The 25,220-nt window shown below is 41.1% G+C and carries 24 protein-coding genes, 2 tRNA genes and 1 pseudogene; 11 read left to right on the top strand and 16 right to left on the bottom strand.

Going from position 1 to position 25,220, the window contains the following annotated elements:
- Positions 1-71: 71 nt before the first annotated feature.
- From NXX38_RS09630 to prmC, 9 genes are all read right to left on the bottom strand, one after another.
- Positions 72-1,058 carry a FecR family protein gene (locus NXX38_RS09630; RefSeq protein ID WP_258979377.1) on the bottom strand — a complete coding sequence of 329 codons (987 nt, stop codon included), beginning with the start codon at positions 1,056-1,058 and terminating at the stop codon, positions 72-74.
- Between the two features lie 58 nt (positions 1,059-1,116).
- Positions 1,117-1,671: an RNA polymerase sigma-70 factor gene (locus NXX38_RS09625; protein WP_148363954.1), complete on the bottom strand. Its 555-nt coding sequence runs from the start codon at positions 1,669-1,671 to the stop codon at positions 1,117-1,119.
- A 277-nt stretch (positions 1,672-1,948) separates the two neighbouring features.
- A tRNA-Leu gene (locus NXX38_RS09620) sits at positions 1,949-2,032 on the bottom strand.
- A 16-nt stretch (positions 2,033-2,048) separates the two neighbouring features.
- Positions 2,049-2,121: transfer RNA gene (locus NXX38_RS09615), tRNA-Gly, on the bottom strand.
- A 93-nt stretch (positions 2,122-2,214) separates the two neighbouring features.
- Positions 2,215-3,555 (bottom strand): argininosuccinate lyase, encoded by a 1,341-nt coding sequence (argH, locus tag NXX38_RS09610; RefSeq protein WP_148363955.1) that lies wholly within the window; start codon positions 3,553-3,555, stop codon positions 2,215-2,217.
- 108 nt (positions 3,556-3,663) lie between these two features.
- Positions 3,664-4,074, bottom strand: coding sequence for an SRPBCC family protein (locus NXX38_RS09605; protein WP_148363956.1), 411 nt, complete (start codon positions 4,072-4,074; stop codon positions 3,664-3,666).
- Between the two features lie 95 nt (positions 4,075-4,169).
- On the bottom strand, positions 4,170-4,808 hold the full coding sequence (gene pyrE / locus NXX38_RS09600) for an orotate phosphoribosyltransferase (RefSeq protein WP_004299787.1): 639 nt from the start codon (positions 4,806-4,808) through the stop codon (positions 4,170-4,172).
- 78 nt (positions 4,809-4,886) lie between these two features.
- On the bottom strand, positions 4,887-5,369 hold the full coding sequence (locus tag NXX38_RS09595) for a regulatory protein RecX (protein WP_148363957.1): 483 nt from the start codon (positions 5,367-5,369) through the stop codon (positions 4,887-4,889).
- The gene (prmC, locus tag NXX38_RS09590) at positions 5,366-6,202 is read right to left on the bottom strand and encodes a peptide chain release factor N(5)-glutamine methyltransferase (RefSeq protein WP_148363958.1); all 837 of its coding nucleotides are present in this window, start codon (positions 6,200-6,202) and stop codon (positions 5,366-5,368) included. The genes NXX38_RS09595 and prmC overlap by 4 nt, the downstream gene beginning before the upstream one ends.
- Positions 6,203-6,238: 36 nt before the next feature.
- Between prmC and ribD the strand changes: the two genes are divergently transcribed.
- The 8 genes and pseudogenes from ribD to NXX38_RS09550 all read left to right on the top strand — a co-directional run bounded on the left by ribD (position 6,239) and on the right by NXX38_RS09550 (position 14,733).
- Positions 6,239-7,294: a bifunctional diaminohydroxyphosphoribosylaminopyrimidine deaminase/5-amino-6-(5-phosphoribosylamino)uracil reductase RibD gene (gene ribD, locus NXX38_RS09585; protein WP_258979376.1), complete on the top strand. Its 1,056-nt coding sequence runs from the start codon at positions 6,239-6,241 to the stop codon at positions 7,292-7,294.
- 142 nt (positions 7,295-7,436) lie between these two features.
- Positions 7,437-8,915 carry a DUF6242 domain-containing protein gene (locus tag NXX38_RS09580; protein ID WP_258979375.1) on the top strand — a complete coding sequence of 493 codons (1,479 nt, stop codon included), beginning with the start codon at positions 7,437-7,439 and terminating at the stop codon, positions 8,913-8,915.
- Between the two features lie 25 nt (positions 8,916-8,940).
- Positions 8,941-9,675, top strand: coding sequence for an isoprenyl transferase (locus tag NXX38_RS09575; protein WP_217722892.1), 735 nt, complete (start codon positions 8,941-8,943; stop codon positions 9,673-9,675).
- 30 nt (positions 9,676-9,705) lie between these two features.
- Positions 9,706-12,360: an outer membrane protein assembly factor BamA gene (gene bamA, locus NXX38_RS09570; RefSeq protein ID WP_074556722.1), complete on the top strand. Its 2,655-nt coding sequence runs from the start codon at positions 9,706-9,708 to the stop codon at positions 12,358-12,360.
- A gap of 23 nt (positions 12,361-12,383) precedes the next feature.
- Positions 12,384-12,900, top strand: a pseudogene (locus NXX38_RS09565) (OmpH family outer membrane protein).
- 56 nt (positions 12,901-12,956) lie between these two features.
- Complete coding sequence (locus tag NXX38_RS09560) at positions 12,957-13,472, top strand: OmpH family outer membrane protein (RefSeq protein WP_117935535.1); 516 nt, start codon at positions 12,957-12,959, stop codon at positions 13,470-13,472.
- A gap of 108 nt (positions 13,473-13,580) precedes the next feature.
- Complete coding sequence (gene murI, locus NXX38_RS09555; protein ID WP_258979374.1) at positions 13,581-14,423, top strand: glutamate racemase; 843 nt, start codon at positions 13,581-13,583, stop codon at positions 14,421-14,423.
- 76 nt (positions 14,424-14,499) lie between these two features.
- Positions 14,500-14,733 (top strand): DUF2007-related protein, encoded by a 234-nt coding sequence (locus NXX38_RS09550; protein ID WP_004299777.1) that lies wholly within the window; start codon positions 14,500-14,502, stop codon positions 14,731-14,733.
- Here NXX38_RS09550 and NXX38_RS09545 read toward each other — a convergent pair.
- Entirely contained in the window at positions 14,702-15,850 is a 1,149-nt protein-coding gene (locus tag NXX38_RS09545) for a pyridoxal phosphate-dependent aminotransferase (protein ID WP_148363962.1), read from the bottom strand. The genes NXX38_RS09550 and NXX38_RS09545 overlap by 32 nt on opposite strands.
- Positions 15,851-15,955: 105 nt before the next feature.
- On the opposite strand from NXX38_RS09545, the gene proB reads away from it, so the two are divergent.
- The 3 genes from proB (at position 15,956) to NXX38_RS09530 (ending at position 19,874) form a co-directional block, all read left to right on the top strand.
- On the top strand, positions 15,956-17,038 hold the full coding sequence (proB, locus tag NXX38_RS09540) for a glutamate 5-kinase (protein WP_258979373.1): 1,083 nt from the start codon (positions 15,956-15,958) through the stop codon (positions 17,036-17,038).
- A 551-nt stretch (positions 17,039-17,589) separates the two neighbouring features.
- The gene (locus tag NXX38_RS09535) at positions 17,590-18,846 is read left to right on the top strand and encodes a glutamate-5-semialdehyde dehydrogenase (protein WP_258979372.1); all 1,257 of its coding nucleotides are present in this window, start codon (positions 17,590-17,592) and stop codon (positions 18,844-18,846) included.
- A gap of 71 nt (positions 18,847-18,917) precedes the next feature.
- Positions 18,918-19,874 (top strand): acetylornithine carbamoyltransferase, encoded by a 957-nt coding sequence (locus NXX38_RS09530; RefSeq protein WP_258979371.1) that lies wholly within the window; start codon positions 18,918-18,920, stop codon positions 19,872-19,874.
- Positions 19,875-19,907: 33 nt separating this feature from the next.
- On the opposite strand, the gene NXX38_RS09525 is transcribed toward NXX38_RS09530, so the two are convergent.
- The 6 genes from NXX38_RS09525 to NXX38_RS09500 form a co-directional block, all read right to left on the bottom strand.
- Positions 19,908-20,300: a rhodanese-like domain-containing protein gene (locus NXX38_RS09525; RefSeq protein ID WP_195650066.1), complete on the bottom strand. Its 393-nt coding sequence runs from the start codon at positions 20,298-20,300 to the stop codon at positions 19,908-19,910.
- A gap of 14 nt (positions 20,301-20,314) precedes the next feature.
- Positions 20,315-21,016, bottom strand: a complete 702-nt coding sequence (locus NXX38_RS09520; protein WP_234133273.1) for a NigD-like protein — start codon at positions 21,014-21,016, stop codon at positions 20,315-20,317.
- Positions 21,013-22,161 carry a 1-acyl-sn-glycerol-3-phosphate acyltransferase gene (locus NXX38_RS09515; protein WP_258979370.1) on the bottom strand — a complete coding sequence of 383 codons (1,149 nt, stop codon included), beginning with the start codon at positions 22,159-22,161 and terminating at the stop codon, positions 21,013-21,015. Before NXX38_RS09515 ends, NXX38_RS09520 begins: the two co-directional genes overlap by 4 nt.
- Before the next feature lie 100 nt (positions 22,162-22,261).
- On the bottom strand, positions 22,262-23,236 hold the full coding sequence (locus tag NXX38_RS09510) for a D-alanine--D-alanine ligase (RefSeq protein WP_234133277.1): 975 nt from the start codon (positions 23,234-23,236) through the stop codon (positions 22,262-22,264).
- Entirely contained in the window at positions 23,233-24,306 is a 1,074-nt protein-coding gene (locus NXX38_RS09505) for an RluA family pseudouridine synthase (protein ID WP_117935519.1), read from the bottom strand. The genes NXX38_RS09510 and NXX38_RS09505 overlap by 4 nt, the downstream gene beginning before the upstream one ends.
- Before the next feature lie 26 nt (positions 24,307-24,332).
- On the bottom strand, positions 24,333-24,986 hold the full coding sequence (locus tag NXX38_RS09500) for a PASTA domain-containing protein (RefSeq protein ID WP_148363970.1): 654 nt from the start codon (positions 24,984-24,986) through the stop codon (positions 24,333-24,335).
- Positions 24,987-25,220: the final 234 nt, after the last annotated feature.

Genomic DNA, 25,220 nt, shown 5'->3' with positions numbered 1-25,220 from the left:
GGAGGAACGGCCATTCCTTCCGGGTATTTTTTTGCATTACGTATTAAATTAAAAAAGGTTCTACAATATATTTATTCTTTGCTAGTTACATAGCACTTATTTCCCTTGACAACATAGTTTACATTTCCTACAACTTGCGATATAATCTTCATAACTTCCTCCAAATTAGCCTGTTTGGAGAAACGGAAACTATATGTATTCTTTTTCAGACTATGAAGGCTATATACAAAGGCATAAGGAAATTTACGTTCAAGATTTGTAAAAATATCCTCCAGATGCATATTACTAAAAACCAATTCCCCACGTTGCCATGCCGTCACATCATCTATCTCAGGCATCCGCAGATTGTGCGCTTTCGTATGTTTGTCATAGACCAACTGTTCATTAGGCTTTAAAATAATATTTGACATTAAATTATTAAATTCCACTTTCACACGACCTTCCAATAATGTGGCAATTAATTCATTGCTGTCAGGATAAGCATTTACATTAAACTCTGTTCCCAAAGCTGTAACTTGATAATCATTCGCCTTTACAATGAAAGGATGCTTCTTATCCGGTTTCACTTTAAAGTTGGCCTCACCAATCAAATATACACTTCTAGTTTCTCCTGTAAATTGTTCCGGATATAGTAGTGTACTCTTTGAATTCAGCATGACATGTGTACCATCCGGTAATGTAAGTTCACGAGTTTCCGCTGTTGGTATATAGCATTCAACCAAATCTTTTTCTGGTCGGTCCTTTTCCAACATCAGATAGATAGAAATGGATGAGACAGCTAACAAGAAAATAGCTGCAGCTCTCCATATAAGTAACTGGTAATTTCTCTGCGAAGTGGCAGACTGCATTCCCAGATTCTGCCGCATTCGTTGTATTGATTGTTGCATACCATCAGGTGCTCTCTGTCCTTCTGCTTGTTTCCAAAGCTCATGAAGAGCCTCATTCTTTTCATCAACATGCTCCTCATCAGCCAACCACTGTTGCACTTTCTTCTGTGTATCGGCTGAATAGTTGTTATGGCCGAACAATTCTATGAGTTGTTGAATATAATTTTTCATGAATCTTTTTCTTTCTTTTTTTGGGCTTTATACACTAAATACAACTACAACGAACACACTACTTAAAAATATTGGAGAAAAAAATAAAAAAGAGGAGTACCTTCTTTAATTCGATCAATGCCAGATAAACCTGATGCTCTATAGTACGAATAGAAACATCGAGTTTATCAGCTATTTCTTTATGGCTTAATCCTCGAAAACGGCTAAGTTCGAATATCAACCGACGACGTTTCGGCATCTTTTCCAAGGTCAACTGAATAATCAACAGCATCTCCCTATAATATACATTATTCAAGATCTCTTCTTTCTCTGTCAATTCATAAAGAAAAGTCTTTTCTATAACCTCCGCCTGATATTCTTGCTCTACCTGTTGATGCTTAAAGATGTTCAGAACTATATTTCTAGTCATTATAAAGATATAATTGTCTAGTTCTTTATCATTATTCAGCCATAACTCCGGCTGCAGCCAAAGCTTACAAAAAACATCTTGAGCCACATCTTCTGCATCACTTTCCGATTTAAGCAGCATTTGAGCAAAGTTTTTTACTTTCGGAAAATTCACAGTAAAAAACCTCTGAAACTTTAATTCAATCTGCTTGTCGTTATTTTCCATCTCTCTAGTATTTTTCAGTGTTAACGGTTAAATCAAATGTACCATGTATAAGGTTAAAGAAATGATTAATATAATATCTATTACAAGCTTATAATCTGAAAGCAAAATAAAAGATTAATAACACAATAAAAAAATATTATTACTGTTTTTTGATTTATTTTTTCAAGTAGCCATTACTACAAAGCTCCCTCAAACAAAACAAATGTAGATTACACACCCATAAAAATAAAAAAGGCTTTATGAATCAATGATTCATAAAGCCTATAAAGAATACTCGTACTCGAAGCGGGACTTGAACCCGCACAGCCGCAATGGCCAAAGGATTTTAAGTCCTTCGTGTCTACCATTCCACCATTCGAGCATCCTTTCAAAGAAAGAGCGGAAAACGAGACTCGAACTCGCGACCCTAACCTTGGCAAGGTTATGCTCTACCAACTGAGCTATTTCCGCGTTTTTTCAACGGGTGCAAAGATAAGCAGTTTACTTGTTTCTGCCAAATCTTTTCGGAGGAAAGTTTAAAAAACTATCCTCCGAAAGTTTATTTTATCTTCCAAGCAGTGCTTTCTCCGCTTTCTCCATTCCACAAAAGTTGAATCCATCGATCACTTGCTGCATCAATGCTGAGATTTCCGCATTGCAAAGGTTGCCAATACTACCTTCATGAGTATGGTGTACTTCTTTTGTATGAGAGAATTTTCCAGCTTCAATATCCAAACCAACCTTCTTATATGCATCACGGAAAGGCATACCTTCACGTGCCAGACGATTCACTTCTTCCACGCTAAAAATAAGGAGGTATTTATCATCATCGAGGATATGCTCATTGACCTTTATTTCATTCATGATGTAAGTTGTCATCTGCAAACAGTCTTTCAATTCCTGAAAAGCAGGCAGGAAAACTTCTTTTATAATCTGCAAATCACGGAAATAGCCGGAAGGCAAATTATTCGCAATCATCATGATCTGTTGAGGAAGCGATTGCAGTTTATTACATTTAGCACGTGTCAGTTCAAAAACATCGGGATTCTTCTTATGGGGCATAATGCTGGACCCCGTGGTACAGTCATCGGGCAATTTCACGAAACCAAAGTTCTGGCTATTAAACATGCAGGCATCAAAAGCTAACTTGGAAATGGTTCCGGCAATCGTAGCCAATGCAAAAGCAACATTACGTTCCATTTTCCCACGCCCCATTTGAGCATACACAACATTGTAATTCATCGAATCAAAGCCAAGCAAGTCGGTTGTCATTGTCCGGTTCAAAGGAAAGGACGAACCATACCCTGCTGCAGAACCTAATGGATTACGATTACACATTTTAAATGCGGCCTGCAAAAACAGCATATCGTCCATGAGACTCTCGGCATAGGCACCAAACCACAAACCAAAAGAAGAAGGCATTGCAATCTGTAAGTGGGTATACCCTGGCATCAAAACGTTTTTATATCGTTCGCTCTGACGAATCAGTACATGGAAAAGTTGCTCTACAGCTTCGGCAACTTCTTTTATTTGTGTACGGGTAAAAAGTTTCAAATCCAATAAGACCTGATCATTTCTGGAACGACCACTATGTATTTTCTTTCCGATATCACCCAAACGACGGGTCAACATCAGTTCTACCTGTGAATGTACATCTTCCACCCCGTCTTCTATGATAAATTCACCTTTTTCAGCCGAGGCATAAATACTCTTCAACTCTGCCAGCAACTGTTCCAGTTCTTCTTTTGTCAACAAACCGATACTTTCAAGCATCGTAATGTGAGCCATAGAGCCGAGCACATCATGCTTGGCCAAATAAAGATCCATCTCACGATCACGACCTACCGTGAAACGTTCGATATCCTTATTCACCTGTACGGACTTCTCCCAAAGTTTCTGTGCCATAAAAAATAAGTTTAAGTATTAAGTGTTAAGTATTAAGTATTAAGCACAACAGCATGAGCCAAAGTGACTGCGGTTAATACTTAATACCTAATACTTAATACTTGTTTTTTAATATTCAATAACTGCCAGCATATCAACCATCTTCTCCAAACCCTCCTGAAGAGGTTTCTGTACCATTGCTTTCATAAACGGATTAAGATCCATACCGATAGTCACCTTCACCTTGCACTCTTCTTCTGCAGTTTCAACCAGTTGAATCCACATATTAAAGGGAAGTGGAGAGTTAGTTGTTGCCAACTTTATACATTTACATGGATCACGCTCTACAATTTGCAAAGTCAGTTGCCCAACAGGAGGGACACTAAAGCTTAACGTGTCCGAATCAAAACTCAAATCCTGTACCTTATCTTTCGGTAAACGATCTTTGACAGCTTCCAGATTACTCAAATCCGAAAGTTTATTATATACGCGTTCCTGACTGTAAGGTATTACCTTGACACTACTCTCAAAATTACTCATAAATTTCTATTAGTATAAAACAAAAAAAGAACAATCCGGCCAAATATTGTCCGAACAGTTCTTTTTACCAAATATGTTTGATCAAAAAATGAATCTTATTTTCCAGCATCCCAATGAGCAGGGTCTTTACGCCATTCGTTCAATGTCTGTATGTCTTCTTCTTCAATATAGCCTGTACGAAGAGCGACATCAAGTACTGCTTCATAATTGGTCAATGTTACCAAAGTCACCTTCGCATTTTTGAACGCCTCTTCAGCTACCGGGAATCCGTATGTATACGCTGCAACCATACCGATCACTTCGCAACCATCGCGACGAATTGCTTCAACAGCCTTCAAACTACTACCACCAGTAGAAATCAAATCTTCTACGACTACGACTTTCATGCCCGGACGAAGTTCACCTTCAATCAGGTTTTCCAATCCATGATCTTTGGGGGTAGAACGAACATACACGAACGGCAGATTCAATGCATCAGCTACCAAAGCTCCCTGCGGAATAGCGCCTGTAGCCACACCAGCAATCGCATCCACCTGTCCGAATCGTTCTAATATCAGACGTGTAATTTCAATCTTCACAAAATTACGAAGAGAAGGATAGGACAGAGTTTTACGGTTGTCACAGTAAAAGGGGGATTTCCATCCAGAAGCCCATGTAAAAGGGTTAGCGGGTTGAAGTTTAATAGCCTTAATCTTCAACAGTTTCTCCGCAAATAGTCTCTCTAAGTTTTTCATAACTAAACTAACTATTAATTATTTGCCGCAAAAGTACAGAAATTGAATGAGAATAAAAAGAAGAATCCGTTTATTTTTTCAGTCAATTTGTTCCTCTTCATCGGGAATGTCAATACAACGCTTGATATCTTTCAATTCAAATCCACGACTCATAGCGAATCGCATCAGCTTTCCATTCAATTCGTAATCGTCTGCCGCATGGATACTTTTCCGCTTGGAAGTCAGCAAGTCACGCAGAATAGAAAGATATTCTTCTTCATCAATTTCATTCAGATAACGCCATGCCACATCAGAAGGGATTTTCTTCATGTAAAGCCCTTGGGCTATTTTCATTTTCCCCCACTTGGCAAAGCGGAACTTGTCATTCACAAAAGCCCTGCAGAAACGTTCATCATCAATGAACTTCTCTGATTCCAGTCGGTCAAGAATACGCGCAATGGTATCATAGGCAATCCCCCAACGTTGTAACTTCTCATTTATTTCTGCCCGGCAATGCTCGGCAGTGGAGCAGTAAGAGGCTACGCGATTTAAAGCCTCTTCATCAGTTAATTGTGCACTCATCGGTTAGCTGTAACTATTCTATCTTTTCCAAATATGTCTTTTATAACACGAACATCACGATATTGGTTCATTTCAAGTATGTGTGCTGTTTCCCGGCCATAAGCCTGGTTGATTTCAAAATAAAGTTTTCCGCCCGGCAATAACAATTCACTTCCCAGACAGGCTATACGATTATAAAACCGTAAAGGGTCCTCATCAGGAACGAACAAAGCCAAACCCGGCTCCCACTCAAGGACATTAGCGTCCATTTCGTTCTTTTCCGTTTCAGTCACATAAGGCGGATTACTGACGATCACATCAAAAGACGGTACTTTTTCCCAGTCATCGGACAGCACATCTCTTTGCAGAAATCTCACCCCGGCTTCTAAATTTTCATTGTTTTTACAGGCAATAGACAACGCTTCTTCCGAAATATCCCAAGCCTCTACGGCTACATCCGGAAGTTTTTTATCCAGAGAGATCGCAATGCATCCGCTTCCTGTACCTATATCTAACAAACGACGTGCATTCGGGTTCTCCTTTACTATTAGCTCTACGAGTTCCGCGGTCTCCGGCCGAGGGATTAACACGCCGGAAGCAACCTTAAAATTCCTTCCACAAAACTCTGCAAAACCGCGAATGTACTGTATAGGTTCATTTTTCTGTAAACGGAATATAATGTTTTCTAATTCACGCTGTTTGCATTCGGATAAAATTATATCTTTGCCCATGTAAATATCGAGCGCATCTAAGCCTAACATGTCGCAACAAATCAGCATTGAAAGAGCTTTTATCTCTTCCGGCGGATAGATTTCCTGCAAAGAATGGCGAATGTAAGCGGTGATACGATTCATATTTTCACAATTTCGGAGTGCAAAAGTAAGAATAATATGGCGAAGAGCACCAAAATGGAAGAAGAAAAATACATGAGGCGTTGCATTGAGCTTGCAAAGAACGGGTTATGCAATGTGCCTCCAAACCCGATGGTAGGGGCTGTTATCGTATGTAACGGACGTATTATCGGTGAAGGCTATCACATTCGTTGCGGAGAGGCACATGCGGAGGTCAACGCAATCCGTTCTGTCAAAGATGAGTCTTTATTGAAACATTCTACGATTTATGTCAGTCTGGAACCTTGCTCCCACTACGGGAAAACGCCTCCTTGTGCGGATCTGATTATAGAGAAACAGATTCCACGCATTGTTATCGGCTGCCAGGACCCCTTTTCTGAAGTAGCCGGACGAGGAATTCAGAAATTACTGGATGCCGGACGGGAAGTTACAGTCGGCATATTAGAGGAAGAATGTCAATCGCTGATTCGTCGTTTTATTACTTTCAATACACTTCATCGGCCTTTTATCACGTTAAAATGGGCAGAGTCAGCCGATCGTTTTATTGACATAGAACGTACAGGTGGAATGCCTGTGATACTCTCCTCTCCTCTCACTTCAATGCTAGTACATAAAAAAAGAGCGGAGGCCGATGCTATTATGGTAGGCAGACGAACGGCTTTATTGGATAATCCGTCGCTAACGGTACGCAACTGGTATGGGCATCATCCAATACGCATCGTATTAGACCGCACATTATCTCTTCCGAATGATTTACAAATATTCGATGGAAATGTGCCAACATTAGTCTTTACTGAAAAGAAACAGCCAGAAAGAACCAACATCACATATATCTCCATCGACTTCAATCATAACCCACTGGAGCAGATTATGGAGGTACTCTATCAACGGAAAATACAATCCTTACTGGTAGAAGGAGGCAGTCAATTGCTGCAATCATTCATCGATAATGAACTATGGGACGAGGCGTATATCGAGAAGTGCCCCAGCTGGCTACATTCCGGTGTTAAAGCACCCCAAATGAACGATAATTATAGTTATTCGATAGAAGAACACTTCGAAAGACAATTTTGGCATTATGTTCACCGGATATAGCTAAGATAGTTCTATTCAGGGGGTTTTACGTCGATAAAAACAGTATTATTATCTATAATTTTATATAAAACTTACCTGTAATGTTCATTATCGGAAAAAATGTTTCTATTTTTGCAACTTGTAAATAAACACAATCTTTCAAATGAGAATAAAGTTTTTATCATTCATTGCGAGTTTTTTCATGGTGTCATTTGTTATAACGTCATGTCTTGATGACGATAATAACATCGAATATAGCCCGGATGCAACTATCCATGCGTTTGAACTTGACACAGCAGGCCTTGGGAGTTATAAATTCACTATTGATCAATTATCACGTGAAATTTATAACGAAGACTCTCTTCCTGTTCATGCCGACACCATCATTGACAAGATTTTAATCAAAACATTAACTACGGCATCTGGTGTCGTAACAATGAAAGACAAAAGCGGTAACGATTCTGTCATAAACATCAATGATTCTATTGATCTCCGAGAACCACTTATTATAAAGGTATGGTCGACAGAAGCTTTAGCAGGAGTATCTCCTAATCAGCCTAAGGAATATACTATTAAGGTAAATGTGCATCGGCATGATCCTGATTCATTGAGATGGAATTACTGTGGGAACATTGACGAAGCTAACCTCACAGGAGAACAAAAGTCAGTAGCTTTAGAAAATGATATCCTAACTTATTCTGTTGTTAATGGTAGCCTTATGGTATATCGTGCACAAATAGGTAACACGATGAATTGGAGCTCAAGTGTTGTGAGTGACAGCAAATCTAAATTTGATGACAAGCTCCCTTCTTCTATTTTATCATATAAGAAGAAACTGTATGCAACATCTGCAACAGAAGACGGAAAGGTATATGAGTCTACAGACGGAACAACATGGTTAGAGTCAGATTTGTTTAGTGGCAATCACGTCAATTTGCTTCTGGCACCACTAAGTAATAAAATAACATATATCAAGACTGATGACGGCAAGAAAGTATTTGATTCAACCGCTGAAATCGCATCTATAGCAGAGGCAGAAAAGAAGCTTCAAGAAGTACCGGATGACTTCCCGATTGGCAATATTTCCTACACTACCTATACAACAGCTACGAACCAGGAAGGTATCATGTTAATCGGTAAATATAAAAATCAACCAACTGTTGGAGAAACCGAAACGATTGTACCTTGGGCATATATGGGAGAGATATGGATTCCACTACCACCCAATAATGTAGATACAAGTTGTCCTGCATTGACTAATCCTTCCATAATATATTATAACAATAAGTTCTATATTTTCGGAGAGAAATTTGAATCTTTCTATATTTCTGAAGCAGGTATTGCATGGAAAAAGGCAAATAAGAAATTTTATCTACCTTATCAGGATTGGAGTGAGTCAGACTTTAAACCAAGTCCGGAGAAGCCGGAATTCAGGGGTAGAACAAGCTATTCAACCGTAGTAAATAAAGACAACAACAGTATCTATATTCTTTTCAGTGCAGGCAATGCTAGCTTTGATGAAGAAGTAGAAGATGACGATAGTACACGAGCTACGAACCACCATACTTATTCTTATAAATCAGAAGTTTGGCGTGGCCGTCTTAATCAGCTATGGTTTGATTTGGCAAAAGCTGGCAAATAAAAACGTATACGTTTAAAATAAAAAGATGTCCTATATAGAACAAATAGACAAAACTCGGATACCACAACACGTGGCCATCATTATGGATGGGAACGGACGATGGGCAAAACAACGAGGGGAAGAACGTACTTATGGTCACCGTGCTGGCGCAGAAACGGTACAGAATATTACCGAAGATGCCGCCCGTTTGGGAATCAAGTACCTGACACTGTACACCTTCTCAACCGAGAACTGGAATCGGCCGCAAGACGAAATTGCGGCTCTGATGAATCTATTGCTAGAATCTATTGAAGAAGAGACATTGATGAAAAACAATATCCGCTTCAATGTAATCGGTGATTTCAAAAAGTTACCTGTTGAAGTTCAGAAAAGTTTGGCATCATGCATAGAACGCACATCCCAAAATAGTGGCATGTGTATGGTATTAGCTCTTAGTTATTCATCCCGTTGGGAAATAACCGAAGCTGTACGACAAATAGCAACACTGATAAAAACTGGAGAAATATCTCCCGAACAAATAACTGATGAATGCATCGCATCTCATCTGGAAACTAAGTTTATGCCCGACCCGGATCTACTGATCCGCACGGGAGGAGAAATCCGGCTAAGCAATTACCTCTTATGGCAATGCGCTTATTCGGAGCTTTATTTTTGTGATACTTTTTGGCCTGACTTCGACAAAGAAGAACTCTACAAAGCCATTTGGGAATATCAACAAAGGGAACGCCGATTCGGCAAAACCAGTGAACAGATCAGCTAATATAACTCGAAACATCAAATTATAACATAAATGCATTATCGTATTTCCTTTATATTCATAACGTTTGTCTGCCTGTGCTGCTTTGCGACAACAGGCATTGCGCAAAATGCTAACACTGATGAAGACTCGAAACCTGTCATCTTATACTCTGGAACACCCAAAAAGTATGAGATAGCAGATATTAAAGTCGAAGGCGTAAAGAATTATGAAGACTATGTATTGATTGGACTATCCGGACTATCGGTAGGACAAACAATTACTGTGCCGGGTGACGAAATTACTGGAGCAATCAAACGTTATTGGCGTCATGGTTTGTTCTCAAATGTACAAATCACAGCCGAGAAAATTGAAGGCGACAAAATCTGGTTAAAAATCAGTCTGACACAACGCCCGCGTATCGCAGATGTGCGCTATCACGGTGTGAAGAAGTCGGAACGCACCGATCTTGAGGCCAAGCTAGGGATGGTAAAAGGTATGCAAATCACTCCGAATACCGTAGACCGTGCCAAGACATTGATCAAACGCTATTTCGACGATAAAGGATTCAAAAATGCAGAAGTTATTATCTCGCAGAAAGACGATCCATCCAGCGAAAATCAGGTGATCGTTGACATTGATATCGACAAGAAAGAAAAAATCAAAGTACACGAAATCCAAATCGTTGGTAATCATGCAATCAAGGCTTCCAAGCTGAAGAAAGTAATGAAGAAAACCAATGAGAAAGGTAAACTTCGCAATTTGTTCCGCACCAAAAAATTCGTGCCGGAAAACTTCGAAGCAGATAAGCAGCTGATTATCGACAAGTATAATGAGTTGGGATACCGTGATGCAATGATTGTAAAAGACAGCGTTTCACAGTATGACGAAAAGACTGTAAACGTTTATTTGAATATAGACGAGGGACAGAAATATTATCTACGTAATGTTACATGGGTGGGTAACACTCTTTATCCGTCAGAACAGTTGAACTTCTTGCTTCGCATGAAGAAAGGTGACGTATACAACCAGAAGTTATTGAACGAACGTGTTTCTACAGATGATGACGCTATCGGTAACTTATATTACAACAACGGTTACCTGTTCTATAACCTCGACCCGGTAGAAGTAAATATTGTCGGCGACTCTATCGACCTCGAAATGAGAATCTATGAAGGCCGTCAGGCTACTATCAATAAGATCAAGATCAGTGGTAATGACCGTTTGTATGAAAACGTTGTTCGCCGGGAACTTCGTATTCGTCCGGGACAATTGTTCAGCAAAGAAGACTTGATGCGTTCCTTGCGTGAAATCCAGCAGATGGGACACTTTGACCCGGAAAAGCTGCAACCGGATATTCAACCGGATCCGATGAACGGAACTGTTGACATAGGCTTGCCTTTGACTTCCAAAGCCAACGACCAGGTGGAATTCTCTGCTGGTTGGGGACAGACAGGTATTATCGGTAAGTTGAGCTTGAAGTTCACCAACTTCTCCGTAGCCAACTTGTTGCACCCGGGTGAAAACTACCGTGGTATCCTTCCACAAGGTGACGGTCAGACATTGACTATCAGCGGACAGACGAATGCTAAATACTACCAGTCATACAGTATTTCATTCTTCGACCCATGGTTTGGCGGTAAACGTCCGAACTCATTCTCCGTATCGGCATTCTTCTCTGTACAAACAGATATCAGCAGCCGTTACTATAACTCCAGCTACTTCAACAACTACTACAACAGTATGTATAGCGGCTACGGTGGTTATGGTATGTATAACTATGGTAACTATAACAACTACGAAAACTATTATGACCCGGATAAATCTATCAAGATGTGGGGACTTTCCGTAGGTTGGGGTAAACGTCTGAAATGGCCGGATGACTACTTCACTCTTTCCGCTGAATTAGCTTACCAACGCTATAACTTGAGCGACTGGCAGTATTTCCCGGTAACCAACGGTAAATGTAATGACCTTAGCATTTCATTGACTTTGGCTCGTAACTCTATTGACAACCCAATCTTCCCTCGTTCGGGTTCAGATTTCTCACTGTCAGTTCAGTTCACACCGCCTTACTCGTTGATGGACGGTAAAGACTATAAGGGATATTACAGCAACCCTGAAACAGGTAGCATCACCCAGGACAACATGAATAAACTTCATAAATGGATAGAATACCACAAATGGAAATTCAAAGGCAAAACATATACTCCGCTGATGGATCCGGTTGCTCATCCAAAATGTCTGGTATTAATGACACGTACGGAATTCGGTCTGTTGGGTCACTATAACCAATACAAGAAATCTCCGTTCGGTACATTCGATGTAGGTGGTGACGGTATGACCGGTTATTCAACTTATGCAACTGAAAGTATCGCTTTGCGTGGTTACGAAAACAGCTCATTAACGCCATACGGTTCTGAAGGTTATGCCTATGCACGTCTCGGCATCGAATTAAGATATCCGTTGATGCTGGAAACAAGTACTAACATTTATGTGTTAGGTTTCCTTGAAGCAGGTAACGCATGGCATGATATCAAGAAATTCAATCCATTCGAGTTGAAACGTTCTGCCGGTGTCGGTGTTCGTATCTTCCTTCCGATGATTGGTATGATGGGTATTGACTGGGGTTACGGTTTCGACAAAGTATTTGGTTCTAAACAATATGGAGGAAGCCAGTTCCACTTTATCTTAGGACAAGAATTCTAATGTATCATCAAAAACTAAACGTTATGAGAAAGTCTGTTCTATTAATTATGATGCTATTTACTGTCAGCATGGCAGCAAATGCACAGAAATTTGCACTGATCGATACGGAATATATTATGAAGAATATTCCGGCAGCTCAAAGCGCTAATGAGCAAATGCAAGAAGCTACGAAAAAATACCAGAGTGAAGTAGAAGCTCTGGCTAAAGAAGCACAGAAGATGTTCCAGGATTACCAGGCAAAATCTTCCACTCTTTCTGCCGCACAAAAAACAAAGACAGAAGATGCAATCGTAGCAAAGGAAAAAGAAGCAGCCGAACTGAAGCGTAGTTACTTCGGTCCGGAAGGCGAATTAGCCAAGATGAGAGACAAGTTGATTACTCCGATCCAAGACGATATCTATGGAAGCTGTAAAAGCTATATCACAGCAACATGGATATGATTTGGTAATCGACAGAGCCTCTGCTACAGGTATAATATTTGCAAATCCACGCATAGATATTAGTGATGAAATCCTAAGAAAATTAGGATATTCAAATTAATTTCATACATTTGCAGCTGGAAATAACTAAAAATCATTCAAATAAATTATAGAACTATGCTAAAAAAAATTGCACTTGTAATGTTGCTTGCACTCCCAATGGGTGTATTTGCACAGAACCTGAAATTCGGCCACATTAATGCACAGGAAATCATCACTGTGATGCCGGAATTCACCAAAGCCCAAAATGATATTCAGACTTTAGAAAAACAACTTACTGCCGAACTACAGAGAACGCAGGAAGAATTCAACAAGAAATATCAGGAATTCCAACAAGCTATCGCTAAGGATTCTCTTCCTCCCAACATCGCTGAAAGAAGACAAAAAGAGTTGCAGGATATGATGCAGAGACAAGAGCAATTCCAACAGGATGCTCAACAACAAATGCAGAAAGCCCAAAATGATGCAATGGCTCCTATCTACCAGAAGTTGGACAATGCCATCAAAGCAGTAGGTGCTGCTGAAGGCGTGATCTATATCTTCGACCTGGCAAGAACTTCGATTCCTTACGTGAACGAATCACAGAGCATCAACTTGACTAACAAGGTAAAAGCAAATCTTGGTATCAAATAAGATCTGACCAAGGATAAAGAAATACCAAAAGGGAAAGAGAAAGAAGGATCATCTTCTTTCTCTTTCCCTTTTTTTGGTGTACATTTGCATATATAAATCAGGTTTGTCATGAAGCAACATCTATTCCATACGCCCGGCCCAATCGGAGTATTCGACTCCGGCTACGGAGGTCTGACCATCTTAGACAAGATTAGAGAAGTATTACCGGAATATGATTATATCTATTTGGGAGATAATGCACGTGCCCCCTACGGAACGCGCTCTTTCGAAGTCGTATACGAATTCACCCGACAAGCCGTCAACAAGCTGTTTGATATGGGATGCCATCTGGTTATATTAGCTTGCAATACAGCTTCCGCCAAAGCTTTGCGTAGCATTCAGATGAATGATTTACCCCAAATCGATCCTGCCCGCCGTGTGCTCGGAGTCATCCGTCCCACTGTAGAATGTATTGGAGAGATTAGCAAGAATCAGCATATCGGTGTACTGGCAACAGCAGGCACCATCAAATCCGAATCGTATCCATTAGAAATACATAAACTGTTTCCTGAAATTCAGGTAAGTGGAACGGCATGTCCGATGTGGGTATCCTTAGTTGAGAATAACGAATCACAAGACGAAGGAGCCGACTATTTTATCCGGAAGTACATCGACCAATTACTGTCAAAGGATCCTCAAATAGATACTGTCATCCTCGGATGTACCCATTTCCCCATACTCCTACCTAAAATCCGGCAATACATTCCGGATCATATCAGTATAATTGCACAAGGAGAGTATGTTGCAGAAAGCCTGAAAGACTATCTGAAGAGACATCCCGAAATGGATGCCAAATGTACCAAGAATGGCAACTGCCAGTTTTACACAACCGAAGCGGAAGAAAAGTTTTCAGAATCGGCCTCTACTTTCCTGAAACAGCAGATTAGCGTAAAACATATCACACTCGAATAATTTTTAAGAAAATAAATAACTATTTCTCTCTCTTTTTTGTTATATTTGTAAATAACAACCCCTAATAAGTAAGATCATGAAAGAAGAAGATTACAGCAAGGCAATAGAAGTATTCTCCGGATCCCCTTGGGAAGCCGAGATCATTAAAGGGTTATTAGAAAGCAACAACATCCGTTGTGTGATTAAAGATGGAATTATGGGGACATTAGCACCCTATATCGCTCCTTCCGTATCCGTCCTCGTGACAGAGGAAGAATACGAAGCAGCCACCGAGCTAATCAGAAGCCGGGACGAGAAAGGTAGCGATTGATACGGTCCAGTCCTTCTTTGATATTCTCCAATGAGTTTGCATAGGAGAAGCGTACATATCCTTCACCTCCCGTTCCAAAGTCTACCCCGGGAGTAATGCCGACATGCGCATGCTCGAGTACATCGAATGCAAAGCGATAAGAGTCGGTTGTAAATTTACGTGCGTTGGCAAAAATGTAAAATGCTCCTTGAGGTTCTACTTTAATCTCAAACCCCATTTCCCGAAGACGAGCAATCATGTACCGGCGACGCTCATCATAAATCTGCTTCATCCGTTCCACATCCGAATCAGCCTGCCGTAATGCAGCAATCCCAGCCTGTTGAGCAACGCTGGACGCACAAATAAATAGATTCTGCTGCAACTTCTGCAAAGAACGCATACAAGATTTAGGTGCGATCAAATAACCCAGCCGAAGACCCGTCATTGCAAAACGTTTAGAAAATCCGTTCAGGACAAAAGCCTGATCGGTATATTCAAGAATGCTGTGCGCACGTCCTTCATAGACAAGTCCGTGATAAATCTCATCTGAAATAACAGGAACTCCCAGTGCTGCCACTTCTCTCAAGAATTTTTCATCCAGCAACATTCCGGTCGGATTCATCGGAGAATTGATAAAGATAGCCGCTGTATGTGGATTCACACATTTGCGAATAGCTTCTATGTCGTATTGCAGATATTCTTTAGACAAAGGAACCAAAACAGGTTTAGCCTGGGTAGCCAACACAAAATTACGGTAACAAGCATATCCCGGATTGGAAAGAATCACTTCGCTATCCGTATTGCAGAGCAACATTAATGCAAGAAGAATGGATGGAGAAGAACCGGAAGTCACTACAATACAATCCGGATCTACCGTCACTCCATATTCCCGTAGATAAAAAGCAGCAATTTCCCTCCGCAGTTCCGGGTCCCCCAAAGAATGCGTATAGTGAGTAAGATGACGATCATAAGCCGCTTTTGCTGCTTCCGACACACAAGACGGCACATCAAAATCGGGTTCACCAACTTCCAAATGAATAATATCAACACCTTGTTTCTGTAATTCGTTTGCCCTCTCCAACACATCCATTACAATGAAGGAGGTCATCTGTTCTACTTGTGGATTTGTATGTTTCATTGTTAATCTTTTCTCTATCTGGCTGCAAAGATAATTCTTTTTAGCCTGTTTTGGTAACATATCGGCAAAAAGCTCTATATTTGCGCTTTCAAATCGTTAGTAAGGATGAAACAGGAATTTACACGAATCGCAGTAAAAGTAGGAAGCAATGTATTGACACGCCGCGACGGAACGCTGGACGTTACCCGTATGTCGGCACTTGTTGACCAGATAGCGGAATTACACAAGTCCGGGGTAGAAATCATTTTGATTTCTTCGGGAGCTGTTGCTTCCGGACGCAGTGAAGTGCATCCGCAGAAAAAACTCGATAGTGTAGATCAGCGCCAATTATTTTCTGCTGTGGGTCAGGCCAAACTAATCAACCGTTACTACGAACTTTTCCGTGAGCACAATATCCCTGTCGGCCAGGTACTGACAACGAAGGAAAGTTTTGGTACTCGCCGCCATTATCTGAATCAGAAAAATTGCATGACGGTAATGCTTGAAAATAATGTCATTCCTATTGTCAACGAAAACGATACAATTTCCGTCAGCGAGCTGATGTTCACCGATAATGATGAATTGTCCGGACTCATCGCTTCGATGATGGATACGCAGGCACTCATTATCCTAAGTAATATTGATGGGATTTACAATGGTTCTCCTTCCGATCCAAACTCTTCTGTTATCCGGGAGATCGGTCACGGCAAAGACTTATCCAACTATATTCAGACAACTAAGTCCAGTTTCGGACGGGGGGGGATGTTGACGAAAACCAATATTGCCCGCAAAGTTGCTGATGAAGGAATTACAGTGATTATTGCCAACGGGAAGCGGGATAATATTCTCGTAGATTTGTTACAGCATCCTGAAGAAACTCTTTGTACACGTTTTATACCATCAGACGAACCAGTATCCAGTGTCAAAAAATGGATTGCCCATAGCGAAGGTTTTGCCAAAGGGGAAATTCACATCAATGCATGCGCTACAGAAGTTCTAAACTCTGAAAAAGCTGTCAGCATCCTCCCAATCGGAATCACTCATATTGAAGGTGAATTTGAGAAAGATGACATTGTACGTATCATGGACTTTCAAGGAAACCAGGTTGGCGTTGGAAAAGTGAACTGCGACTCCAAACAGGCACAAGAAGCAATTGGAAAGCATGGAAAGAAACCGGTAGTGCACTATGACTATCTATATATCGAATAATCACCAGTAGGAGATACTGTTTGCTTTAATTTGCTCCCTTTTACACGGTTTTGAATTAATTCCAAATCAACATATACTTATATCTTACGTCTAATAAATTTAGCTCCAGTACTGTATAACTCTATTCGTCTGACAACTGTTTCTTTTTCGTCTGACAGTTGTCAGACGAAAGAACAACAACTGTCAGACGAAAGTTCAACAGTTGTCAGACGAATAAAATCATTCATAACGAGTACTAGTTTCTAGCATATGAAGAAGTAAATCTTTGAGCAACCAGCCATTAGTGCTTGCACAACAATATTCATTTCTGCACCAATATGAACTAGAGAGTAAGCAAATAATCACATGAAATAAACGAATGCTGACAGAACGAGACTTTATTGAAAAGGATGGAGATAAATATATCCTTTCCGATCTCATTTCCGAACTCTGCTTCAAAAAGGAATATTATAGTAGAGAGCAACATTTATTTCTATTTTCAACCAGTTTTATTCACATCATTCACTATATTTGCATAGTTTATCTTTCCATTTAATGCAAAAAAGGAGCAAATGACTACAAATTTAAACGAAATCTTTGCCGCTGTACAAGTAGCAAGTCGGGAATTAGCCCTACTGAATGATGATGTCATCAATCAAATTTTAAATGCAGTAGCTGACGCAGCAATTGCAGAAACACCTTTCATTCTTTCAGAGAACGAAAAAGACCTCGCACGGATGGACAAAAATGACCCGAAGTACGACCGGTTGAAACTGACGGAAGAACGTTTGAAAGGTATTGCCGCAGATACACGCAATGTAGCAACACTCCCCTCTCCTTTGGGTAAAGTGTTGAAAGAGAGTGTTCGTCCCAATGAAATGAAGTTGACAAAAGTCAGCGTTCCTTTCGGAGTCATAGGAATCATTTATGAAGCGCGCCCTAATGTTAGCTTTGATGTTTTCTCCCTTTGTCTGAAGAGCGGAAATGCCTGCATATTGAAAGGAGGAAGTGACGCCGATTGTTCCAACCGGGCCATCATCTGTGTGATTCACAAAGTATTGAAGAAGTTCAAAATCAATCCGCACATTGTAGAATTACTTCCGGCTGATAGAGAGGCTACGGCAGCGTTACTGAATGCTGTGGGCTACGTAGACTTGATTATCCCCAGAGGCAGCAGCAGTCTTATTCATTTCGTACGCGAGAATGCAAGGATCCCTGTCATTGAAACAGGGGCAGGTATCTGTCACACTTACTTCGATGAATTTGGGGATACAAACAAGGGAGCAGACATTATTCATAATGCTAAGACACGTAGAGTTAGCGTATGTAATGCATTGGATTGCACCATTATACATGAGAAGAGACTGGCCGACCTCCCTCTGATTTGCGAGAAACTAAAAGACAGCCATGTCATTATTTATGCTGATCCGCAAGCTTACCAGGCATTGGAAGGCCGCTATCCAGCCGAACTGTTGGAACATGCAAAGGCAGAAAGTTTCGGCACAGAGTTTCTGGACTATAAAATGGCAGTCAAGACCGTAAAAAGCTTCGAAGACGCTTTGGGACATATTCAGGAGAATAGTTCGAAACACAGCGAATGCATCGTCACCGAGGACAAGGAACGTGCTACGCTGTTTGTCAAGATAGTAGATGCAGCTTGCGTATACACCAATGTGTCTACCGCTTTCACTGACGGGGCACAATTCGGATTAGGGGCCGAAATCGGAATCAGCACGCAAAAGCTACACGCACGCGGTCCGATGGGACTGGAGGAAATCACTTCTTACAAATGGGTCATTGAAGGAGATGGACAAACGAGAAGAAATTGAGACTATACCTATATGTTAAAAATCAAACAAGGTTTTGAGCGAAGCTAATTAAAAATTAAAAAATAAATGATATGAAGAAATTTACTTGTGTACAGGACATTGGCGATTTAAAATCAGCCCTTGCAGAAGCATTCGAAATCAAAAAAGAGCGCTTCAAATATGTAGAACTGGGACGAAACAAGACTTTAATGATGATCTTCTTCAACTCTAGTTTACGTACCCGCCTTAGCACACAGAAAGCTGCACTCAATCTAGGAATGAATGTCATGGTGCTGGATATCAATCAAGGTGCATGGAAATTGGAAACTGAACGTGGCGTAATTATGGATGGAGATAAACCGGAACATATATTAGAAGCCATTCCGGTGATGGGATGCTACTGTGATATCATTGGAGTACGCTCTTTTGCCCGTTTTGAAGACCGTGACTTTGACTATCAGGAAACTATTATCAATCAATTCATCCAATACTCCGGACGTCCTGTATTCTCAATGGAAGCGGCAACACGCCACCCTTTGCAGAGTTTTGCCGACCTGATTACCATTGAAGAATACAAGAAAACAGCACGTCCAAAAGTGGTTATGACTTGGGCTCCGCATCCACGTCCATTGCCGCAGGCTGTCCCTAATTCCTTTGCCGAATGGATGAATGCAACAGATTACGAATTTGTCATCACTCATCCCGAAGGTTATGAGCTTGATCCGCAATTCGTGGGTAACGCAAAAGTAGAATATGACCAGATGAAGGCTTTCGAAGGAGCCGATTTCATATATGCCAAGAACTGGGCTGCCTATTCTGGCGACAACTATGGACAAATATTAAGCAAGGATCGTGATTGGACTGTAAGCGACCGCCAAATGGCAGTTACCAACAATGCTTATTTCATGCATTGTCTTCCGGTGCGTAGAAATATGATTGTGACAGACGATGTCATTGAAAGTCCACAATCTATTGTGATTCCGGAAGCTGCCAACCGTGAAATCTCGGCAACTGTCGTTCTGAAAAGATTATTGGAAGGACTGAAATAACCCCAAAAAATAAAGTGCTGATAAATCAGCACTTTATTTCTCTATTTCTTTACCTGCTTCCTCCCAGGAATTAAATCCCTTATCAAGCTCAAAGACTTTATATCCCTTCTCACTCAAAATAGCCGCAGCCTTCTTACTTCGTTTTCCACTACGACAATATACAGCCACCGGTTTGTCTTTTTGCAACAAAGAATCAGCCATTGAAGCAAAAGAGTCATCCATCACATTGATGTTCATTGTCTTCGTGATATGCCCCTCCGAATATTCCGCAAGTGTGCGAACATCCAGACGTTGTATATCCTCATTCTGAATAAGAGAATCAAACTCCTCTACATTCATTGATTGAAAATCACCTTTCTGCTGACAAGAGAAAAGGGAAGAGAGAAATAAAAATATTCCCACGATTAATTGATTCAATTTAAACATATACACTCCATTATTCAATTCTGTCCCGGAGTATAGTCAAACCCGGGATCACAGTACTTATCAAATTCTATCGGAGAGCCATCCTTATCGTACGTATAATATTTAAACTTAATCTTTATCGTCCGACCCGGATGCTCCTCATCAATATATTGCGCCAAAGGAACAGAAATGTAAGCACGCCGATTATAGTATTCTCCATCACTGTTCGCATCATGGTATAACAACATATTCACAATACCATTTGTTTTAAGTTCGGACACATCTTCCACTATACCGAAAACATGCCCCTTACCTATACTGACCTTGAGATTCAAAATCATATTCAGATAATCCCTTCCGAGCCAGATACTGACCATCTCTACCGGATCTAGCTTTATTCCGTCCTTGTAAACCGGATCATCTTCCGGTTTAGGCACTGGTGTTATAAGCGATTGCAAAGAATATATAGTAGCGGTGTTCTCACCGGAAAGTACCTCATAGTTACTCATTACACGTCTGGAAGTGTTTGGAGAGATAGTAGAACCCGTACGGTCTTCCGAAACAGTCAAGACTTCTCCCTTATCAGGAATAAGCGTTTGTATGCGACCGTCTTCTCCAGCCTCCACAGTCACAAATTCCAGTTTCACCGAAGGATAATAATAGTCATCATCTCCACAGGCAGTCATCAGGAAAAGCAATCCCCACAACCAAACAACATGTAATTTTCTTCTTTTCATCGGCAAGCTGCTAAATAATTAACTAACGGATTGGAATACATTAATAACAACTTCTCACGCAAAAAGTCTTCATCCTTATTCGGAATCTTGATCTTTGCCAATTGTTGTTCAATATAGTTCATAAACTGCTGTTTCTCTTCTTCCGTGTAATTGGACACGAATTCCGTTGTGCTATTCAGCCAATCATACGCCACATAATTTCCCGGATATATCCGATAATTACGATGGATGCGGCGATCAAGACAGGCAGAAATACGGGCAAACAAATCCGGTTTCGGCAACGAACGGTCCAAGTCTTGCAAGTCATCATTCAGGCAAGGAGCAACCTGAAAATGTACCCTGCCTTTATATCCGAAAAGACCAGTCTGCATATTAATCAAATCATCCTGTGTCGTCTTTTTATATCCTTCGATGTCCCTCTTCAACTGGAACTCTTGCGCTTTCAGAAAATCACACGGATCATATTCGTATGAAATAGCAAGAGGAGCAATATTCATTTCCATCAGGCGGTCTATCAAATCGCCTTCACCTCCCATTGCCAACATTTTCAATACACTGTCTTGTGTACGGTCATTCGAATCTTTTGCACGTCCTTCACGCTGCGCAATCCAAATAGACTGATTCTTCTCTGAAATGGTGTAATGCATATAACGGGACATACGCGCTGAAGATTCCAACATCTGCCGCATAGTCAACGCCCGCTGTACAATAAATGATTTATTGACACGCACCAGTTTCTTAATCCAGGGATAAATAAGCAAATTGTCGCCAATCGCAATTTCTACCGTATCCATTCCCTGGTCAATCAGCAAAATAGAGAGAAAGCCCGAATCAAGAATAATGTCTCTATGATTCGATATATACGTATAAGCTTTGCTTTTATCCGGTATGGCGGTATGATCCAGTGTCAGTCCGGCAGTATGATCTGCCGCTATCTTCCACAAAATGCCATAGCAAAATGCCTCCTGAAAATCAAGCTTAGTCTTACAGGCACGCATCTTTTGCGCCAGAAGTTCAAATGGAACGTTCGGTATAGCACCGGTAGCAGCTTTCTGAAAAGCCGGATCGGCAATCAGTTCCTCAAAGATTTGAGGAAGTTCCTCATCATTGTAAGGACGAATTTCATTAAACTCTGTCAGATCCATAAGTCTCAAGTATTATGTGCTCAAGTATTAAGTAATAAGTATAAAGTATTAGACTGCGTACAAACCGCATGGTTAATACTTGATACTTGATACTTAATACTTAAAACTTGTTTTCAATAATATCAGTCATCACATCCTTTATATCCAGTCCGGCTGCACGCACTTGCTGGGGAATAAAACTGGTAGTAGTCATTCCCGGAGTAGTGTTTACTTCGAGAAGATTCAGTTTTTCACCGGCAGTTATAATGTAATCTACACGGATAATACCGGAACAACCTAATATATCATAGATAGCTGAAGTCAGCATCTGTACGCGTTTGGTCAATTCATCCGAGATACGCGCAGGAGTGATTTCATCTACCTGTCCATTATATTTAGCATCATAATCAAAGAACTCATTGTGCGTCACGACTTCCGTAGGCGGAAAGATCACCGTCTTCTCTTTTGTCTTATAACAGCCGCAAGTCAGTTCCGTTCCGTCCATAAACGCTTCAACAATCACCTCTTCCGCTTCTCCGAAAGCTTTAACAATGGCCGGTTGTATTTGTTCTTTTGTCTTCACTTTCGTAACCCCGAAACTCGAACCTCCCAAACTAGGCTTGATAAAACAAGGCAGGCCGATCTTTTCCACTACTTCGTCGTCAGAAACCGATTGTCCCCGGCGCAGCAACAGTGATTCGGCAATGCGCACCCCGAAAGCTTTCAGATATTGATTGCAGGTAAACTTGTCATAAGTAATGGCAGCCGCCAACACTCCACAACAGGAATATGGAATACGCATCATATCAAAATAGCCTTGCAGCCTGCCATCCTCACCCGGCGTACCATGGATGGTGATATAAGCAAAGTCGAACACAACCTTTTCCGTTCCGTTCATAAAACTAAAGTCATTTCTATCCACCGGCACTTTGTTTCCGTCCGGTAATTGTACTTCCCAGCGACGGCCTTCCATCTCCACGATATACAAATTATACTTTTCCTTATCAATAAAGGAATAAATACCCTGTGCGCTACGCAGGGAAACTACGATTTCAGAGGTATCTCCTCCTGCTACGATAGCGATGTTGCGTTTCATTCTAATTCTCTATTACTTATATAGCCTCTCCACTTCTCGATAAGCCGGGTCATGTCATCCGGAAGTTCGGAAGTAAAATACATCTCTTCACCTGTGACGGGATGCACAAACCCCAACGTCATAGCATGCAAAGCCTGTCGGGGACAAGTGTCAAAGCAATTATTTACAAACTGTTTGTATTTACTAAAATGGGTTCCTTTCAGTATCTCATGACCGCCATAGCGTTCGTCATTGAACAGCACATGACCGATATGTTTCATGTGGACACGAATCTGATGAGTACGTCCTGTCTCAAGTATACATTCCACAAGGGTTACGTATCCCAGTCTTTCCAGTACGCGGTAGTGTGTAACGGCATGTTTGCCCACTGTCGGATCGGACATCACCGCCATTTGCATCCGGTCTCTCGGATTACGGGCAATATTACCGACAATCGTTCCTTCATCCTGTTCCACAACACCCCACACCAAAGCACGATATTTGCGTTTGGTAGTCTTATTAAAGAATTGAATTCCCAAATTTGTTTTGGCATCCGGTGTCTTGGCAATCACCAGTAAGCCTGAAGTATCTTTATCGATGCGATGAACAAGTCCCACGTGCGGGTCATTGGCATCATAATCCGGTATATCCTTCATGTGCCAAGCCAGCGCATTGACCAGCGTGCCGTGATAGTTTCCGTGTCCCGGATGCACGACCAATCCCGCCGGTTTATTCACAACCATCAGATAAGGATCTTCATAAACGATAGTAAGGGGAATATTTTCAGGAATAATTTCATTTTCATAACGGGGACGGTCCATCATCACTGTAATGACATCCAGCGGTTTCACTTTGTAGCTACTCTTCACCGGTTTGCCATTGGCCATAACGAATCCATCTTCGGCAGCTTTCTGAATACGGTTGCGCGAAGCATTGACAATACGTTCGAACAGATATTTGTCGACTCTGACCATCGCCTGCCCCTTGTCTACAACCACGCGGAAGTGCTCGTAAAGCTGGGATTCGTCACCGACAGGTTCTATATCATCCAAATCATTCTCCAGTTCATCCGGAAGTTCTTCCTCTATCATGCGAGTCCGTTTCTGTTATTTATCTATTAAAACCAACTATCATCTTGGGCAGATGATGATTCCGACGTAACCGGCTTCTCCGTATCCACGAAAACTTCGACCGAGTCCTCTTCTTCCGACATATCACCGGAGCCGTCTCCTACCATCAATGTCAAAGAAGCTCCCAAAGGAATCTTTTCTCCGGCAGCCAACTGACGTCCCTGATATTTCACACCGTACACCCAGTCTTTCTCACCATTTACCAATTGAATCTGATTCAGTTTAAAACCGGCATTCAGTAACTTTGCCTGTGCCTGCCGGAGCGAGCTGTTGTCCGCCACATCAGGAATGGCACGTAAAGGGACATCCAGTGTATTAACAGTCAGGTATACCGTACGTCCTTCCTTCACTTTCTCACCGGCTCCCGGTTTCAGTTCAAGAATGATACCCGCTGCTTTATCTTTGACATATTTAGTATCGGAAATCACATATACCAGACCGTGATTCCGGAACATCTTCGTAGCTTCTTCCACTGTCATTCCTTTCACATCGGGAACTACCACGCTTTCACCATGATGTGTATGTATATCAAGCCATTTCAACACACCAAATATCATCACTATCACCACCACAATCATGGCGATAATATTCACCCAGAAATATTTATTGTTTTTAAAAGAAAAGAATTCTTTAATAGTCATACGCATTGCTGTTAATATGCGCCAAAGATACGACAAAATAGTTGAACTTTTAAAAAGTAGGCGATGAAAAATGTCCCTACCTATTATGCAAGGACACTTATCATCACCAGAATTGCCGCAACTATAATCCCCACTCTTATAGATTTCAACAACCTTATAATGATACGGGATTTCAGGTCCCGGATATACTCTACCATCGCATATGTTCGTTTATGAGTTTTATTTAATCTCACA

It is taken from the genome of Bacteroides sp. BFG-637, assembly GCF_024793605.1.
Classification (GTDB): domain Bacteria; phylum Bacteroidota; class Bacteroidia; order Bacteroidales; family Bacteroidaceae; genus Bacteroides; species Bacteroides vicugnae.
The sequence above is the reverse complement of the archived record's forward strand: the minus strand, read 5'-3'. Positions and strand labels throughout refer to the sequence as shown.

Bases quoted from the DNA above. Each gene is read 5' to 3' on its own strand.
- proB (WP_258979373.1), top strand. From the start codon at position 15,956: ATGAAACAGGAATTTACACGAATCGCAGTAAAAGTAGGAAGCAATGTA.
- NXX38_RS09605 (WP_148363956.1), bottom strand. From the start codon at position 4,074: ATGAGTAATTTTGAGAGTAGTGTCAAGGTAATACCTTACAGTCAGGAA.
- NXX38_RS09520 (WP_234133273.1), bottom strand. From the start codon at position 21,016: ATGAAAAGAAGAAAATTACATGTTGTTTGGTTGTGGGGATTGCTTTTC.
- bamA (WP_074556722.1), top strand. From the start codon at position 9,706: ATGCATTATCGTATTTCCTTTATATTCATAACGTTTGTCTGCCTGTGC.
- NXX38_RS09525 (WP_195650066.1), bottom strand. From the start codon at position 20,300: ATGTTTAAATTGAATCAATTAATCGTGGGAATATTTTTATTTCTCTCT.
- NXX38_RS09560 (WP_117935535.1), top strand. From the start codon at position 12,957: ATGCTAAAAAAAATTGCACTTGTAATGTTGCTTGCACTCCCAATGGGT.
- NXX38_RS09535 (WP_258979372.1), top strand. From the start codon at position 17,590: ATGACTACAAATTTAAACGAAATCTTTGCCGCTGTACAAGTAGCAAGT.
- prmC (WP_148363958.1), bottom strand. From the start codon at position 6,202: ATGAATCGTATCACCGCTTACATTCGCCATTCTTTGCAGGAAATCTAT.
- NXX38_RS09630 (WP_258979377.1), bottom strand. From the start codon at position 1,058: ATGAAAAATTATATTCAACAACTCATAGAATTGTTCGGCCATAACAAC.
- ribD (WP_258979376.1), top strand. From the start codon at position 6,239: ATGGCGAAGAGCACCAAAATGGAAGAAGAAAAATACATGAGGCGTTGC.
- argH (WP_148363955.1), bottom strand. From the start codon at position 3,555: ATGGCACAGAAACTTTGGGAGAAGTCCGTACAGGTGAATAAGGATATC.
- NXX38_RS09500 (WP_148363970.1), bottom strand. From the start codon at position 24,986: ATGACTATTAAAGAATTCTTTTCTTTTAAAAACAATAAATATTTCTGG.
- NXX38_RS09625 (WP_148363954.1), bottom strand. From the start codon at position 1,671: ATGGAAAATAACGACAAGCAGATTGAATTAAAGTTTCAGAGGTTTTTT.
- NXX38_RS09505 (WP_117935519.1), bottom strand. From the start codon at position 24,306: ATGATAGAGGAAGAACTTCCGGATGAACTGGAGAATGATTTGGATGAT.
- NXX38_RS09545 (WP_148363962.1), bottom strand. From the start codon at position 15,850: ATGAAACATACAAATCCACAAGTAGAACAGATGACCTCCTTCATTGTA.
- NXX38_RS09595 (WP_148363957.1), bottom strand. From the start codon at position 5,369: ATGAGTGCACAATTAACTGATGAAGAGGCTTTAAATCGCGTAGCCTCT.
- NXX38_RS09510 (WP_234133277.1), bottom strand. From the start codon at position 23,236: ATGAAACGCAACATCGCTATCGTAGCAGGAGGAGATACCTCTGAAATC.
- NXX38_RS09550 (WP_004299777.1), top strand. From the start codon at position 14,500: ATGAAAGAAGAAGATTACAGCAAGGCAATAGAAGTATTCTCCGGATCC.
- NXX38_RS09530 (WP_258979371.1), top strand. From the start codon at position 18,918: ATGAAGAAATTTACTTGTGTACAGGACATTGGCGATTTAAAATCAGCC.
- pyrE (WP_004299787.1), bottom strand. From the start codon at position 4,808: ATGAAAAACTTAGAGAGACTATTTGCGGAGAAACTGTTGAAGATTAAG.
- NXX38_RS09575 (WP_217722892.1), top strand. From the start codon at position 8,941: ATGTCCTATATAGAACAAATAGACAAAACTCGGATACCACAACACGTG.
- NXX38_RS09515 (WP_258979370.1), bottom strand. From the start codon at position 22,161: ATGGATCTGACAGAGTTTAATGAAATTCGTCCTTACAATGATGAGGAA.
- NXX38_RS09580 (WP_258979375.1), top strand. From the start codon at position 7,437: ATGAGAATAAAGTTTTTATCATTCATTGCGAGTTTTTTCATGGTGTCA.
- murI (WP_258979374.1), top strand. From the start codon at position 13,581: ATGAAGCAACATCTATTCCATACGCCCGGCCCAATCGGAGTATTCGAC.